The 16,438-nt window shown below is 69.0% G+C and carries 7 protein-coding genes; 6 read left to right on the forward strand and 1 reads right to left on the reverse strand.

The annotated features are described in order from the left end of the window. The first annotated feature begins 17 nt into the window (after window positions 1-17). The 3 genes from glk (at window position 18) to AC2EWF_RS08275 (ending at window position 6,442) form a co-directional block, all read left to right on the forward strand. On the forward strand, window positions 18-1,118 hold the full coding sequence (gene glk, locus AC2EWF_RS08265) for a glucokinase (protein ID WP_483638880.1): 1,101 nt from the start codon (window positions 18-20) through the stop codon (window positions 1,116-1,118). Between the two features lie 74 nt (window positions 1,119-1,192). Continuing rightward, window positions 1,193-3,931 (forward strand): TonB-dependent receptor, encoded by a 2,739-nt coding sequence (locus AC2EWF_RS08270; protein ID WP_483638881.1) that lies wholly within the window; start codon window positions 1,193-1,195, stop codon window positions 3,929-3,931. Between the two features lie 189 nt (window positions 3,932-4,120). Beyond that, a complete protein-coding gene (locus AC2EWF_RS08275; RefSeq protein ID WP_483638882.1) occupies window positions 4,121-6,442 on the forward strand; it encodes a beta-N-acetylhexosaminidase in 2,322 nt (773 codons plus the stop codon). Window positions 6,443-6,574: 132 nt separating this feature from the next. Here AC2EWF_RS08275 and AC2EWF_RS08280 read toward each other — a convergent pair whose 3' ends face one another. Beyond that, entirely contained in the window at window positions 6,575-11,089 is a 4,515-nt protein-coding gene (locus AC2EWF_RS08280) for a DEAD/DEAH box helicase (RefSeq protein ID WP_483638883.1), read from the reverse strand. Between the two features lie 258 nt (window positions 11,090-11,347). On the opposite strand from AC2EWF_RS08280, the gene AC2EWF_RS08285 reads away from it, so the two are divergent. The 3 genes from AC2EWF_RS08285 (at window position 11,348) to AC2EWF_RS08295 (ending at window position 16,411) form a co-directional block, all read left to right on the forward strand. After that, window positions 11,348-13,312 (forward strand): S1 family peptidase, encoded by a 1,965-nt coding sequence (locus tag AC2EWF_RS08285; protein ID WP_483638884.1) that lies wholly within the window; start codon window positions 11,348-11,350, stop codon window positions 13,310-13,312. Between the two features lie 85 nt (window positions 13,313-13,397). Continuing rightward, on the forward strand, window positions 13,398-14,285 hold the full coding sequence (locus tag AC2EWF_RS08290) for a lysophospholipase (protein WP_483638885.1): 888 nt from the start codon (window positions 13,398-13,400) through the stop codon (window positions 14,283-14,285). A 482-nt stretch (window positions 14,286-14,767) separates the two neighbouring features. Continuing rightward, window positions 14,768-16,411 (forward strand): ShlB/FhaC/HecB family hemolysin secretion/activation protein, encoded by a 1,644-nt coding sequence (locus AC2EWF_RS08295; protein WP_483638886.1) that lies wholly within the window; start codon window positions 14,768-14,770, stop codon window positions 16,409-16,411. The last annotated feature ends 27 nt before the right edge of the window (window positions 16,412-16,438 follow it).

Raw genomic sequence — 16,438 nt, forward strand, 5'->3', positions numbered from 1 at the left:
ACAAAGGGGAAATCCACGTGGGAGAGTTCGCCAGCCAGCGTCACGCCGCCCAGACGCCGCCGCGCGCGTCGGCGCCGCACGGCGTGCTCGGCCAGGGCGAACCGTTCCTCGCCGCCGACGTCGGCGGCACCCACGCACGCATCGGCCTGATGCTCGGCACGCCCGGCGACCGTCAGCCGGTCCGCGTGCTGCACTACCACCGCTACCTGTGCGCCGACTGGTCCGACCTCGGCAGCCTGCTGCGCGACTTCGTGGCGCAGCTGGCGATCGCCGGCCATGCTCCGCTGCAGGGGAGCATCCGCCGCTGCGTGGTGGCCAGCGCCGGCGTGGTGCTGGACGACAGCATCGTCAACGAGAACCTGCCCTGGCCGGTGTCGATAGCCGCGCTGCGCGAACAGCTCGGCCTGGCCCAGCTGGAAGTGATCAACGACTTCGAGGCAGTGGCCTGGGCTACCCAGTTCCTGAGCGTGGAGGAGACGCTGCCGGTGATCGAGACCGCGCAGCCGGCGCCGCGCGGCCCGGTGCTGGTGATGGGGCCGGGCACCGGACTGGGGTCGGCGGTGCTGTTGCCGCGCAGCGGCGGCCATGCCCAGGTGCTGCCCACCGAGGCCGGCCAGATCGCGCTGGCGCCCGGCAACGAACGCGAGATCGAGATCCTGCGCGTGCTGGCGCGCAGCCGCACGCATGTCTCCTGCGAGGATGCGCTGTCCGGTCCCGGCCTGCTCAAGCTCTACCACGCGCTGTGCGAGCTGCGTGGCTGCGCGGTGTCCTTGATGACGCCGGCGGAAATCACCGGCGCCGCGCTGGCCGGGCACGATGCGGCCGCGCTGGAAACGCTCGAGGTGTTCTGCGGCCTGCTCGGCAGTTTCACCGGCGACCTGGCGATGCTGTACGGCGCCAGCGGCGGCGTGTTCCTCGCCGGCGGCATCCTGCCGCAGATCCACGGCTTCCTGCGCGCCAGCAGCTTCGCCGAACGCTACTTCAACAAGGGCGTGATGCGCGCCTACCTGCAGAAGGTTCCCGTACGACTGATCGAGCACGGCCAGCTAGGTGTCATCGGCGCCGCCGGCTGGTTTCTGGACGAGCGGCAGGGAGATCGAGCCATGCCACCGCTCTAGCGACACGGCGCCGAACGCCGTCAAACAACCACAACCCGGTCTTGGACCAAACAGCCCTCTGAGGGGAGGACATCATGAACCATCGCAAGACACTGCTCGCCGCGAGCATCGTCGCCGGCCTGTGCCTGTCCGTCGGCGCGTATGCGCAGGACGCCACGCAGAACCAGAACGGTACCCAGACCAATGCGCCGAACAAGAAAAGCGTGACGCAGCTGCCGTCGGTCACCGTCACCGGCATCCGCGCCACCGAGGCGGCCTCGCTGGCCCTGAAGAAGGACGCCAATTCGCACGTCGAGGTGGTGACCTCCGAGGACATCGGCAAGCTGCCGGTGAAGAACGTGGCCGATACGCTGCAGCGCCTGCCCGGCGTCAACATCAGCTCGGCCAGCGCCAGCGAAGGCGGCTTCGACGAGAACGACCGCGTCAGCCTGCGCGGCACCAACCCCAGCATGACTCAGACCCTGGTCAACGGCCACACCATCGGCACCGGCGACTGGTTCGTGCTGTCGCAGACCTCGACCGTGGGCCGCAGCGTGAGCTACAGCCTGCTGCCCTCGGAAATCGTCAGCGAGGTGGTGGTGCACAAGAGCTCCGAGGCCCGCCTGCAGGAAGGCGGCGCCACCGGCACGGTGGACATCATCACCCGCAAGCCGCTGGAATTCGCCAAGCAGACGACCGGTGCGGTGTCGGTCGGCGGCGTGTACTCCGACCTGCCCAGTTCGACCAAGCCGCAGGCCAGTGGCCTGTTCAACTGGAAGAACGACGACAACACCTTCGGCGTGATGGTGCAGGGCTTCTACGAGAAGCGCAGCCTGCAGCGCAACGGCCAGGAACTGATCGGCGGCTACAACCAGATCGCTGCCACCGATGCCGTCGCCGTCGCCCACCCCGACCTCGCCGGTGTCTACTACCCGCAGGAAATCGGCTCCACCTTCTTCACCCAGACCCGCACCCGCAAGGGCGGCGCGATCGACCTGGAGTGGAAGCCCGCCGACAACCTGACGCTGAACCTCAACGGCTTCGCCACCACGCTGAAGGCCGACAACTTCAACCGCAACTACATGTTGTGGACCAGCCAGTTCATCAACCAGGGCGGCCTGCAGCCGGGCTACACCGTGCAGAACCACGTGCTGACCAACGCGAACTTCGCGCAGGTGGCGGGCAACACCAACCCGTCCGTGGTGTATGACCAGATCTCGCGTCCGGGCGCCGAGTCCAGCTCCAACTACGTGACCTTCGATGCGGACTGGCGCGCCACCGACAGCCTGAGCTTCAAGGGCGAGATCGGCACCACCCACGGCGCCGGCAAGAGCCCGACCCAGGACGTGCTGGAACTGGGCGCACAGCCCGGCGCGGCCGCGAGCTGGAACATCCGCGGCACCGGCCAGCCCACCAACTGGACCGTCGGCGGCGACAACAGCTCGCCCAACGCGATCCTGCCCTCGGCCGGCTGGATCTTCGGCGAGAACGGCATCGACGCGAAGGACAAGGAAAACTGGGTGCAGGGCGACGGCGAGTTCGACTTCGACCAGGGCGCGCTGTCCTCGTTGCAGTTCGGCGTGCGCTACGCCGACCACACGCGCGAGAACCTGCGCAGCATCGCCCAGGGTCCCACGGGCGACTGGCAGAACCTCGCCAACTACCCGACCAGCTGGTCGAACTACCCGAGCGACCTGGCCAGCAGCGTGGGCGGCAGCTTCCCCAGCAACATCTGGTACTACTCGCCGTCCCAGCTGGCCGCCTTCGATGCGAAGTTCGCCAACCGCGATCCGGTGGCCCGCTTCTATTTCAACGACATCTACAAGGTCAACGAGAAGGACGGTGCGGCCTACTTCCAGGCGAACTTCGACGGCGACCGCTGGAGCGGCAACGTCGGCCTGCGCTACGTCAACACCAAGGAAAACATCAGCTACTCCAGCACCAGCCCGATCGAGAGCGGTGCCATCGGCCCGATCACCGGCTCGGCCTTCGGCGACTACTACTGGAACACCTACCATCACAGCTACGGCAAGCTGCTGCCCAGCGCGAACATCAAGTTCAACCTCACCGACGACCTGCTGGCGCGCTTCGCCGTGTCGCAGACGATGACGCGGCCCGACTACTCCTCGCTGGCCGGCTTCATCTCGCTGAATGACCTGACTCTGGCCGGCAGTGGCGGCAATCCCAAGCTCAAGCCGCTGGTCTCCACCAACTTCGACGGTTCGCTGGAGTGGTACTTCGCGCCACGCGGCCTGCTGTCGTTCGGCGTGTTCTCGATGCAGCTGAAGGACTACGTGAACTTCAGCAACGTCACCATGAGCTTCAAGAACATGCAGCAGAGCGCCACCGCCGGCCATGACGTGTTCACCGACTACCTGGTCAGCGTGCCGTCGAACGTGAACGGCAGCGTCAAGGGCGTGGAGCTGAACTACATCCAGCCGATCGGCGACAACTTCGGCGTGTCGGCGAACTACACCTACGGCGCCGGCCATGCCGACAGCAACCAGCCGCTGATGGGCAACTCGAAGACCACTGCCAACGTTTCGGCGTTCTTCGAGAACGCGAAGTTCAACGCGCGCGTCAGCTACACCTACCGCTCGTCGTTCTACGCCGGCGTGAGCCGCGCCGACAACTTCTACCAGGCGGGCATCGGCAACCTCGCGGCGTCGGTGGGCTACAACATCAACGACATGATGTCGGTGACTTTCGACGCCATGAACCTCAACAACGCCAAGCTGAGGTACTACACCAAGAGCACGGCGTTCGGCGACCAGCCGTACTACTTCTACGACAACGGCCGCCAGTACTACCTGAACCTGAACTTCAAGTTCTGATCCACCCGCTGCACCGCGACATCCACGCGGGCCAGGGATGGCCTGCACTCTCCCCGAGCGGGCCCGGCAGTACTTTGCGGGCCCGTCTTTTTGTCTGGAGAAGCCCCGGCAATGGCATGCTGACTTTCATGAGCCCCCTCCCACGCATGGGGAGGGGGAGTGTTGCGTCCTCCACTGCAGGAGCTGCCGATGAATCGTCTTGCCTTGCTGCCCCGCTGCGCCTGCCTGCTGCTCGCGCTCGCCCTGCTGCCGGCGCATGTCGCCCGCGCCGACGACGCGGCGCCACCTTCCCTGATTCCGCTGCCGGCGCAGCTCAGGCTGCAGCACGGCGGCTTCAGCGTGGACGCGTCCACGCCGATCGTGCTCGCCAGCCGCGATGCCGCGACGAAACAGACCGCGGACTACCTGATCGGCCTCGTCGCGCGCACGCGCGGCCTGCGGCTGCACCTGGCCGCCGACGGCGGCGCCGCGCACGCCATCGTGCTGGAGCGCGACCCGCAGGCACCGGTAGCACAGGCCGAAGGCTACGCGCTGGACGTCACGCCGCAGGGTATCCACGTCACGGCGCGCGACGACGCCGGCCTGTTCCACGGCGCGGTCACCCTGTACCAGCTGCTCACGCCCGACGCCAGGCACGGCGCGGTGGACGTGCCCGCGCTGTCCATCCGCGACTGGCCGCGCTTCGCCTGGCGCGGGTTGATGCTGGACTCCGCGCGCCATTTCCAGAGCGTGCCCGAGGTCGAGAAGCTGATCGACCAGATGGCCCAGCTCAAGCTCGACGTACTGCACTGGCACCTCACCGACGACCAGGGCTGGCGCATCGAGATCAAGCGCTATCCCGAGCTCACGAAGATCGGCGCCTGGCGCACCCCGCCGGATGCGGGCCACGACGGCGAACCGCAGCGTTACGGCGGCTACTACACGCAGGAGCAGATCCGCGCCGTGGTGGCCTACGCCGCCGCGCGCCACGTCACCATCGTGCCGGAGCTGGACATGCCCGGCCACGCGCAGGCGGCGGTGGCCTCGTATCCGCAGATCGGTGTGACCGGCCGGCGGCCGCAGGTTTCCGTCGACTCCGGCGTGAACCCCTGGCTGTACAACGTCAACGACGACACTTTCACCTTCATCGACCACGTGCTCGACGAGGTGATGGCGCTGTTCCCCTCGCAGTACATCCACGTGGGCGGCGACGAGGCGATCAAGGACCAGTGGCAGGCCTCGCCGGCGGTGCAGGCGAAGATGCGCGCGCTCGGCATCACCAGCGAAGATGCCTTGCAGGGCTGGTTCATCGGCCGCATCGGCCGGTACCTCGACCAGCATGGCCGCAAGCTGATCGGCTGGGACGAGATCCTCGAAGGCGACAACCTGCCCGCGGACGCCACCGTGATGTCCTGGCGCGGCATCGACGGCGCGATCAAGGCCGCGCTGCTCGGCCACGACGTGGTGATGTCGCCCTCGCCGGACCTCTACTTCGACCACGTGCAGGGCGATCTCGCCGACGAATACGCCGGCCGCCTCGGCGTGGAGTCGCTGCAGGACGTCTACGCTTTCCGCGCGGTGCCCGACGTGCTCAACGCCGCGCAGGCGAAGCACGTGCTGGGCGTGCAGGCCAATGTATGGACCGAGCACCTGCCGACGATGGCGCACGTGGAGCACGCCGTGTTCCCACGGCTGGACGCGCTCGGCGAAGTGGCCTGGTCGCCGGCCGCGTCGAACGACTGGCCCGGCTTCCTCGCCCGCCTGCCGGCACAGCTCGCGCGCCATCGCGCGCAGCGCGTCGCTTACGCCGACAGCGCCTTCGCGGTGGACATCCAGGTGGACCGCAACGTGGCGCTGGCCACGGGCAAGGCCACGGTGACGCTTTCCGACCAGAGCGGCTTCGGCGCCATCCACTACACGCTGGACGGCGGCACGCCCACGCCGGCCTCGCCGCGCTACGACGCGCCACTGAACGTGGCGCTGCCCGCCACCGTGCGCGCCGCCAGCTTCGCCGCCGACGGCAGCGCGCTGTCCGCGCCGCGCGAACGCGTGCTCGACCGCGCCGCGCTGCTCAGCCTGCCCGGCACGGAACTGGCGAACTGCCCCGGCAGCGACTTCCGCCTCCGCGTGCAGCCGATGCCCGACGCGACCAGCACCCAGCCGGTGTATGCAGTGAACGTGTTCGACACCTGCCAGCTGTTCCCGCCCACGCTGATGGATGGCGTCACCGCGATCCATGTCGACGCGGTGCGCCTGGAGCGCAACTTCGCGCTGGCGCACGAGCAGAAGCTTGTGGTCTCGCGCCCGCACAGCACGCCGTTCGGCGAGCTGGTGGTGCATGCCGACCGCTGCGACGGCCCGGTACTCGCCACGATGCCGCTGCCCGACCCCGCGCACAGCCCGCGCCAGTTCAAGCTGGACGCGAAGCTGCCCGCGCAGAGCGGCGAACACAGCCTGTGCCTGATCTACACCGCGCCCATCGACGGCCCGCTGTACGCATTGGGCCAGGTGTCGCTGGAAGCCGGGCCCTGAGGACACCAGCTCTTTGCCCGCCCCCCGCCCCCGCGCGGGGCGGGCCGTGCAGCCACCGGCCCGACAACGCGCCCTTCCTTTATCCACGGCGTTCCGGCGATCCCTTGCGCCCGGACGGACCGTGAACGCCACTCAGGCGGTGCGGCGCCGCGCCGCGCGCAACTGCAGTGCCTGCCACGCCGCCTGCGTCTCGGCGGAGGACAGCTCCGCCAGCGGCACGAAGCGTCCCGCGACCTGCGCCGCCAACGGCATGCCATCGCGATAAAGCACGCGCGAGCCGGCCACCGCCGGCACCTTGTCGCCCGCCAGCACGCTGCCCACCAGATTCAGCGGATCGCAACCGCCCACCACGACCAGCTCGCCATCGTCCGCGCGCTGGCGGATCGCACGCAGCGGCGCGATCGCCTCCGGCAAGGCGAACTGTTCGCCCACCAGGCCTTCCACGAAACGGCCACCGCGGATTTCGCCGCGCGCCTCCAGCCGCCGATACACGCGCAGCAGCTCGCGCCAGCGCGGCAGCCACGGCGCCTCGCGCTCCAGCAGCTGCCAGAACACCACGCCGTAGCGGGCGAGCAGGGTGCGGGCCACGTGTTCCACGGCGTCGGCTTCCGTCGGGCCAGTCCCGCGCGAAGCGACGCCATCGCTCCCTTTCCCCTCCGGGGAAGGCATCGAGGCAGGGGGCTGGTCCTGTGCCTGGGAACGGATCAGCGACCAGCGTCCTGCATCCTCGATGCCGCCGAACGTGTGCCGGCGCATGCGCCGATGCCGCGGCGCCTCGCGCTTCGCCGCGGGCAGCAGCAGGGCGCGCAAGCCGGCAAAGCTGTCCGCGCTGGCGCGGCCGGCGGCGACCAGCTCGCCCAGCGCATCCTCCAGTTCGGTGCGCAGCAGGTGCGCGATCGACTGCAACTCGTCGAAGAACAGCGCGCCGTGTTCGCGCAGCGCGTCGGCCACCGCCTGCGCCCGCGAGGACAACAGGCTTTCCTGCGGCGAATCGTCTTGCGCGACGGCCGTCCAGACGGCCATCTTCCGGCGCGGCAACAACACGATGGGCGTGGCACGCACCGGGCCGCTGCCGCCGCCCGCGCGCAGGCGGCTCCAGCCGATGCGGCCGGCACGGCATTGCTCGTCCAGCCAGCCGGCCGAGTAATCGGCGATGCGCGCGGGCAGGATCTCCGCCTCCCAGGCGCCGGCCGCGGCTTCGTAGCCCTCCAGTTGGGCCAGCACCGCCGGCAACGCGTCGGGTCCGCGCAGTTGCGTGGCGGCGCTCGCGTGCTGCCAGTCGAGCAGGAAACGCATCAGCTGGCGCCGGCTCACCGGCTCGATCTCGCGGCGCAAGCGGCCCAGGGTGTAGCGGTGGATGCGCGCCAGCAGGTGGCGCTCGCACCATTGCGTCTCGGCAACGTCCGGGTCGAAGCGGCCCTGGATCACGTAGCCCTCGGTCTGCAGTCGCAGCAGCGCTGCTTTCACGTCGGCGGGCGCCACGCCCAGCGGCGCGGCCAGCGCATCCACCGTCACCGGACCCAGGCCCAGCAAGCGGCCGCGCACGAGTTCGCGCAAGGCATCCTCGCGGGTCCACACCTGTGCCGCGTATTCGGCGGGCGCGCCGATGGCGGGATGCAGTGCAGCCCCTGGATGCACGGCCTGCCATAGCGGCAGCTTTTCCGCGGTAACCCACACACCGTCATCCCTTCTCTCGGTCGGGGCATCCGGGGAGGGAGACAAGCGCGTGGCGCGCTGGTCCTTGGCCAACGCGTGCAGCTTGTCGTCCCATCCTCCGTTCGCCGCTGCCTCGTCCGCGGTGACGCCGCCCAGCGCGTCCAGCGCCTCGTGCATCTCGTCCGTACTGCGCACCTCGGGCCAAGCCTCGGCGCGCACCGCGGCGATGGCCGCGGGGTCGAGCCGGCCCAGGTCGCCGGCGCCGGTCGGGCTGTCCTGGCGTACGGCACGGGTGCGGCGTTCCTCCAGCGGCGCGTCGTCGAGGAAGGCATAGGGCGCGGCATTGAGCACCGCACCGGCGAGCGGGCTGGGTGCGGCAAGATCGCGCGCGACGAGGCGGATCGCGCCGCCCTCCAGCGCGCGCAGCAGGCGCAGCAGGCCGTCGACGTCCATCGCCTCGCGCAGGCAGTCGTGCAGGGTCTGCGCCACCAGCGGATGGTCGGGAATCTGCCGCTCGCCCACGATGTTCTCCAGGCAGGCGACCTGGTCCGGGAACACCGCGGCGAGCAGGTCCTCGCTCTTCATGCGCTGCAGCTGCGGCGGGGTTTTCTTGCCGCCGATGAAACGCGGCAGCGCCAACGCGGTGACCGCGTTCCAGCGCCAGCGCGCCGGGAACAGCGGCGCGTCGAGCAGGGCTTGCACCAGCACGTGCTCGGCACTGGCCGAGTGCAGGTAGCGCGCCACCTCCTCCAGCGGAAAGCTGTGGCTGGTGGACAGCGACAGCACGATCGCGTCTTCGGTGGCCGCAGCCTGCAGCTCGAAGTTGAACTGGCGGCAGAAGCGCTTGCGCAGCGCCAGGCCCCAGGCCCGGTTGATGCGGCTGCCGAACGGCGAGTGGATGACGAGCTGGGTGCCGCCGGACTCGTCGAAGAAGCGCTCGAACACCAGGGTGGTCTGGGTGGGCAGCACGCCCAGCGCCGCCTTGGCGCCGGCCAGATACTCGGCCAGTTGCCGCGCGGCGGCTTCGCCCAGGCCCAGTTCGTCGCGCAGCCACGCCAGCGCTTGCGGCTCCTCGCCTTCGCCAAGCCGTGCTTCCACTTCCTCGCGCAGCCGCGACACCGCGAACGAGAGCTCGTCCGTGCGTCCCGGCGCCTCGCCCAGCCAGAACGGGATGCTGGGCGGCACGCCATGCGCGTCCTCCACGCGCAGGCGGTCGCGCTCCACGCGCAGGATGCGGTAGCTGGTGTTACCGAGCTGGAAGATGTCGCCGGCGAGGCTTTCCACCGCGAAGTCCTCGTGCACCGAGCCGATCACCGTGGCCTGCGGTTCCAGCACCACGAGGTAGTCGGCGGTGTCGGGAATCGCGCCGCCGGAGGTGAGCGCGACCAGCCGTGCGCCGCGCCGCGCGCGCAGCTGGCGATGCACGGCGTCGCGATGCAGGTAGGCGGCGCGGGCGCCGCGGCGGGTGGTGAACCCCTCGGCCAGCATGCGCACCACGGCGTCGAAGTCCGCCCGCGACAGGGCGCGATACGGATACGCGCCGCGCACCAGCGCATACAACCCGTCCTCGTCCCATTCGCGGCAGGCCACCTCGGCGACGATCTGCTGTGCCAGCACGTCCAGCGGCTGCGCCGGCTGCACCAGTGCATCGAGCTCGCCGCGGCGCACCGCATCGAGCAGAGCCGCGCATTCGACCAGGTCGTCGCGCGTGGTGGGGAACAGCCGCGCCTTCGGCGTGCCGCCGACATGGTGACCGGAACGGCCCGCGCGCTGCAGGAACGCGGCGATGGAGCGTGGCGAACCCAGCTGGCAGACCAGATCCACGTCGCCGATGTCGATGCCCAGTTCCAGCGAGGCGGTGGCGACCAGCACCGACAATTCGCCGCGCTTGAGGCGTTGCTCGGCGTCGAGGCGCTGCTCCTTGGCCAAGCTTCCGTGGTGCGCCGCCACGGTCTCCTTGCCCAGGCGCTCGGACAGATGCCGCGCCGCACGCTCGGCCAGCCGCCGCGTGTTGACGAACACCAGGGTGGTGCGATGGGCCTGCACCAGTTGCGCGAGCCGGTTGTAGACCAGTTCCCACGCGTCGTTTGACATCACCGCTTCCAGCGGCACGGGCGGGACTTCGAGGGCAAGGTCCCGCTTGCGCACGTGGCCCGTGTCGATGATGGTGCAGTTTTCTCTCTCCGCTTCGGGGAGAGGGCAGGGTGAGGGGTCGGTGCTCGCGGAAACATCTCCAAGAGCTCGCTCTGATGAAGATCGAGGCGAGACTGTCCCCTCACCCCGACCCTCTCCCCAGAGGGGAGAGGGAGTAGAAGCAGCTCCGATGAGGAACCGTGCCACTTCCTCGATCGGCTTCTGCGTCGCCGACAACCCGATCCGCTGCAGGCGCCGCTGGCACAGCGCATCCAATCGCTCCAGCGTCAGCGCGAGATGCGCGCCGCGCTTGCTGCCGGCAACGGCATGGATCTCGTCCACGATCACGCTGCGCGTGCTCGCCAGCATCTCGCGGCCGGAGGCGGAGCCGAGCAGGATGTACAGCGACTCCGGCGTGGTGACGAGGATGTGCGGCGGCGTCTTGCGCATCCAGGCGCGCTCGGCCTGCGGCGTGTCGCCAGTGCGCACCGCGGTGCGGATGACCACGTCGGGCAGCTCCCGCTTCGCCAGCTCGGCGCGGATGCCTTCCAGCGGCTCTTCCAGATTGACGTGGATGTCGTTGGACAGCGCTTTCAGCGGCGACACGTAGACCACCCGCGTCTCGTCCGGCAGTGCGCCGCCGTTCGCCACACCCTCGCGCACCAGCGCATCGAGCGCGGCGAGGAAGGCGGTGAGCGTCTTGCCCGAGCCGGTGGGCGCGGCCACCAGCACGTGGCCACCGCCGCGGATCGCCGGCCACGCCTGCGCCTGCGCCGCGGTGGGCGCGGCGAAGCGGCCACCGAACCAGGCGGCGACGGCGGGGTGGAAACCGTTTAGCGGGGCAACATCCGCGTGCATGCGGGCGGGTAGCGATGGCGATCGGGGACTTCCGATTCTACGCGCCCCCGCCTGCCCGCCAAGCGCCGCGCGGATGCCCCCGTTCCGCTCGCGGCGCGACCGCCGCCGGCCATGCAAGCGCCGCGTCACCATGCCAAGATGCACATTGGCCGCTGTCCGCGAGGATGCCGAGGGGAGTCCGCGGGCCGCGCCTCCATGCGAAGGACACGTATGCGTACATGGTGCGATTGGACGTTCCGCGGTCTTGGCCGGATCGGCATGCTGGCGTTGTTGTCGGGCCTGGGCCTCGGCACTTCGGCGGCGCGCGCCGCCACCCTGGATCCGGCGGCGCTGCCGCAAATCGAGGCGGCCACCTTCGAGGTGGTGCAGGCCAAGCCGGCCAACGATCCGCTGACTTACGAGAAGCCGCTGCCGCTCGACCTGCTGCCCTACCAGGAACGCACCGACAAGTACTACTCCATCGGCACCGCGTTCGCGATCGGCCACGGCCGCTACGTCACCGCCGGCCACGTGCTGCTCGCCGGCCTGGACAGCCTGTGGGGCGCGCCCGCGCTGCGCGACGCCAAGGGCCACGTGTACCCGATCGACAAGATCGAGCAGTTCGACCTGCGCAAGGACTTCGTGGTCTTCTCGCTGGCCAGCCGACCCGACGGCGATGCCGCGCTGGCCATCGACAGCACGCCGACCCTGAACACGGCGGTCTACGCGGTGGGCAACGCGCTCGGCACCGGCGTGGTGATCCGCGACGGCCTGTACACCTCCGACACGCCCGAGCAGGAAGAGGGTGCGTGGAAGTGGATGCGCTTCTCCGCCGCCGCCTCGCCCGGCAATAGCGGCGGCCCGCTGCTGGACCAGGCCGGCAAGGTGATCGGCGTGGTGCTGATGAAGTCGGCCAACGAGAACCTCAACTACGCGCTGCCGATCCGCGAGGTGCTGGACGCCCCCGCCGGCAAGGCCGTGATGGACGCGCGCATCGCCTACCAGCTCGACCTGTTCGATACCGTGCAGAACGGCCAGCTCAAGGCCCAGTTCGCCCTGCCCGAAAGCCTCGGTGACTTCTATCGCGATTTCCAGTCGCGCATCGACGCCAACAGCGATGCCCAGCTGAAGGCGCTGCTGGCGCGCGAATCCGCCAACCTGTTCCCGAACGGCGCGGGTTCGGCGCGCCTGCTGCACCAGCAGACCATCCTCAACGGCTTTCCCTCGCTGATCGTGCGCGGCAGCGACGGCGAATGGGGCCGTACCGACACGCAGGCGCGCTATTTCGCCCTGGACGGCAACGGCTACGTGCGCGTTGGCGCGGCCGGGCGCAACGGCCTGATCCAGATCCGCCGCCCCGACGGGACGGATGCGACGAAGTTCTACGGCGACGCGAAGGCGCGCATGGACCTGCTGGCGCGCACCGGGCTGTTCCAGCGCCCGGTCGCCAGCGAGAAGGTCAAGATCACCTCGCTCGGCAAGCCGGTACGCGAATCGACCCACCTGGACCGCTGGCAGCGCCCGTGGCACGTCGCCGTCTGGCCGCTGCCCTACGCCAACGCCCTCGTGGTGGCGTACTCGCTGCCGGTGCCGGACGGCAGCATCATGCTGATGCGCTTCGTGCCGCCCGCCCATCTGCACGACACGATGCTGGACCTGGACGAGCTCAGCAGCTTCGTCTACCTCACCTACCAAGGCACCCTGGCGCAGTGGAAGGACTTCCTCGGCCGGCCCGCGCTGCAGCCGGCCGCGCTACACGACATCCGCATCGACTACGACTACGGCCAGCGCTTCAGTTACGCCTCGCCCCGCGTGGCGTTCACCTATCCGTCCTCGCTGCAGGCGGTCAAGCCGGACAACCTGCTGTGGCTGGGTTTCCGCTTCTTCCTCGACGACGGCAAGCCGGTGTGGGACGTGGGCGACGTGGAGATCTGGAAGGACACCGCCTCCGACGACCACAACAACGTCAACGTCCAGCGCAACATCGCGCCGCCGTCCGGGCTGGACGACGACATGAGCAGTCGCTGGAAGAAGCTGTCGGAACGCCAGTATCCCTTCAATGCCGTGGCCCGCTACGAAAACGACTTGATGAAGATCGACACCGTGGTCGCTCCGACCACCGCCGGTACGGCGCCCAAGGTGCTTTACACCGCGTTCTTCGGCACCGCGGGCAACCAGCCGCAGGCCGAAATGAAGGACAAGCTCGACCTGCTGACCAGGGACATGCGGGTGATGGAGCACTGACCGGCGCTGTGGAGGGGCATGGCGGACCATGCTCCCTCCGGGCCCCGTGCGGCACCGCGGTGCAACCGATGACGGAAAGGCAGGCGTGAAACAGCAAGACCCATTGGCGCACAGAGCGCACGACACGGAACGGAAGCCGGACGCGGCTTGGCTGGAGATGTCCGACGGCCAGCCGCTGCGCCTGCACGACTGGCCGCTGCCGCGGGCGCGGGGAGGCGTGCTGCTGGTGCACGGGCTGGGCGAGCACGCCGGCCGCCACGCAGGTCTCGCGCGCTGGTTCAACGCGCTCGGTTATTCCGTGCGCGCCTACGATCAGCGCGGCCACGGCCAGAACCCCGGACCGCGTGGCGTACTGAGGCATCCCGACGACCTGCCGGCGGACCTGTCCGTGGTGTACGCCGACTATGCGCGCACGCTGGGCGCCGCGCCGATCCTGCTTGGCCACAGCATGGGCGGCCTGGTGGCCCTGCGGGCCGTGCTGGACGAGCGGGTCACACCAAGGGCGCTGGTGCTGTCCTCGCCCGCGCTGCGCAGCCACGCCTCGGCCGGCTTGCGCCGGCTGGCCGCGACGCTGGCACAGCTGCTGCCGAACCTGCGCCTGCGCAACGGCCTCGACCTGGAGCGCCTCAGCCACGATCCGCAGGTGGCCGCCGCCTATCGCGCCGATGCGCTGTGCCACGACCGCGTCAGCCCGCGCCTCGCCGACTTCATCTTCCGCGCCGGCGCCAGCTGCATTGCCGACGCCGACCGCCTCGAAACGCCCACCCTGCTGCTGGTGGCCGGCGAAGACGCGCTGGTCGACGCCTCCGGCAGCCGCGATTTCTCTGCCGCCGCCGCGCGCACCCAAAGGCTCACCACCCGCTACTTCGCGGCGCTCTACCACGAGCTGTTCAACGAGACCGAACCGGGCCGGGGTCAGGTGCTGCAGCAGCTGGAGGATTGGCTGGAGAAAAGTCCAGGATCCATCAAATAATCGATCTAGCAGGCTGAAGCCCCATGGAATTTCGGGGGCTGTTTGGCTTGAGTCACGCCGCTTTGGGCATCGCAGCGTGTGCAGATAGCGAGCCGCTTCCGCTTAAACCGACGGGATATTCCCGATCGCGCCCAGCAGTGGCTTGAGTGTTGAACCAATCCAGCGAATCCAACGTGGCCGGTTCCACTGCCGCGCTGCGCAGGCGGTGCCGTGTATTTGCTTGCAGCGTTACAAGAACTTTCGTTTTGTGTAGGCGGACGCCTACTGAATAGCCCCGGCAAGCTCCATTAAAATGTTCGCGGGCGAGGCGATCGCCCAGGCCATACACAGGGATTGTGGCGTGGATACAGGGGTGGCCAGGGATCGATAAGGATCACAGGGAACGCATGCAAGCGATCGATGGAAAGCGGTGTGCCGCGGATTCAATGCGGCGGCGGGCGAGTGCGTCGCGAGGATGGCAGGCGCCGGGAGTGTGGGCGCTGGTGCTGGCGACATGCGCGACGCCGTCCATCCTGCACGCCCAGACGACAACGGCCCAACAAGAGCAACGTGAGCGTGCGCAGCGCCAGGCACAGCAGCGCGAGGCGCTGCGTTCGGCGCCGGACGTACGGCTGCCCACTGGGCAGGCCTTCGACTACCGCCTGACGGCGGTTCCTGCGGAAACACCGTGTTTTCGCATCGATACCGTGCAATTGGAAGGCGCGTACCGCGAGGACTTCGGTTTCCTGCAGAACTACCTCGACGGTTACCGAGGTCGCTGCCTGGGACAGCAGGGATTGCGCCTGCTGGCGCACCGTGCGTCGGATTTGCTGCTGGTGCGCGGCTATGTCACCAGCCGGCTGGTGGTTCCGGAGCAGAACCTCGCCACCGGTCGTTTGCGCGTGGCGCTGCTGGCCGGCACGGTGGGTGCCGTGCGTTTCGCACCGGGTTCCGCCAAGGTGAACTGGCGCAGCGCCTTACCGATCCGCCCCGGCGACGTGCTGAATCTGCGCGCGATCGAGCAGGGTCTCGAACAACTCAAACGCGTGCCATCGCAGGACGCGAAGATCGATATCGCCCCTGGCTCGCGCCCGGGCACATCCGATCTGGTGCTCACCATCGCGCGCGGCAAGCCTTGGCGCATCATCGCCAACCTCGACGACAGTGGCGCATATAGCACCGGCAAGGAACAAGGTGGCCTCACCCTCGCCATTGACCAGCCTTTGGGCATCAACGACCTGCTGAGTGTTGGCTACACGCACAGCCTGGGCCATTTCGACCGGACAAAGGGAACACACGGCGGCAACTTCAACTACAGCGTGCCGTGGGGCAACTGGACCTTCAGTCTCTCCTCGTCGCACTACGCGTATCGCCAGTCGGTGTTCGGCTCGCTGCAGACCTTCGCCTACACCGGCACCTCGAGCACCACGGCCGCGAGTGCCACGCGCCTGCTGCATCGTGACGCGCACAGCCGCACCTCGCTGGAGCTGACCGTCGCCACCCGCAACGAGCACAGCTACATCGACAGCGTGCAGATCCAGACCCAACGGCGGCAGGTGACGTCGGCGGAGCTGGCGCTGATCCAGCGTCGCTACCTGGGCCGTTCGCAGCTCGACTTGCGCCTCGCCTACCGGTGGGGCGTGCCGTGGCTGGGTGGCGCCTGGCAACCGAGCGTCGCGGGCGGCCCCACCCACCGTTACGGCTTCGCCACGCTCGACGCCAGCCTGAGTACGCCGTTCCTGATGTTTTCCACGCCGTGGGTGTGGTTGTCCGAGCTGCATGGGCAGGCCACCGGCGATCACTTGTATGCGGAAGACGACCTGACCCTCGGCGGCCGCTACACGGTGCGCGGCTACGACGGCAATACGGTGCTCGCCGGCCGCCATGGGTACTACTGGCGCAACACGCTCAACCTGCCGATCGGTGGCACGGGCGCCTTGCTGTACGGCGGCATGGACGTGGGTCACGTCGGCGGCGATGCCGTCAGCGGCTATGCCAGCCACAGCCTGAGTGGTGCGGTGCTGGGCGTGCGCGGCTCGCGATGGGGCCTGAGCTGGGATCTGTTCGCCGGTTGGCCGTTGCAGGCGCCGCGCGGTTTCCCAGTGCGCCGTCCCACGGCCGGCATGCAGTGGATCTACACCTACTGAGTCACGGAACAACGGCACCGACGGCGC

The sequence above is a fragment of the Rhodanobacter sp. sgz306013 genome, from assembly GCF_057031145.1.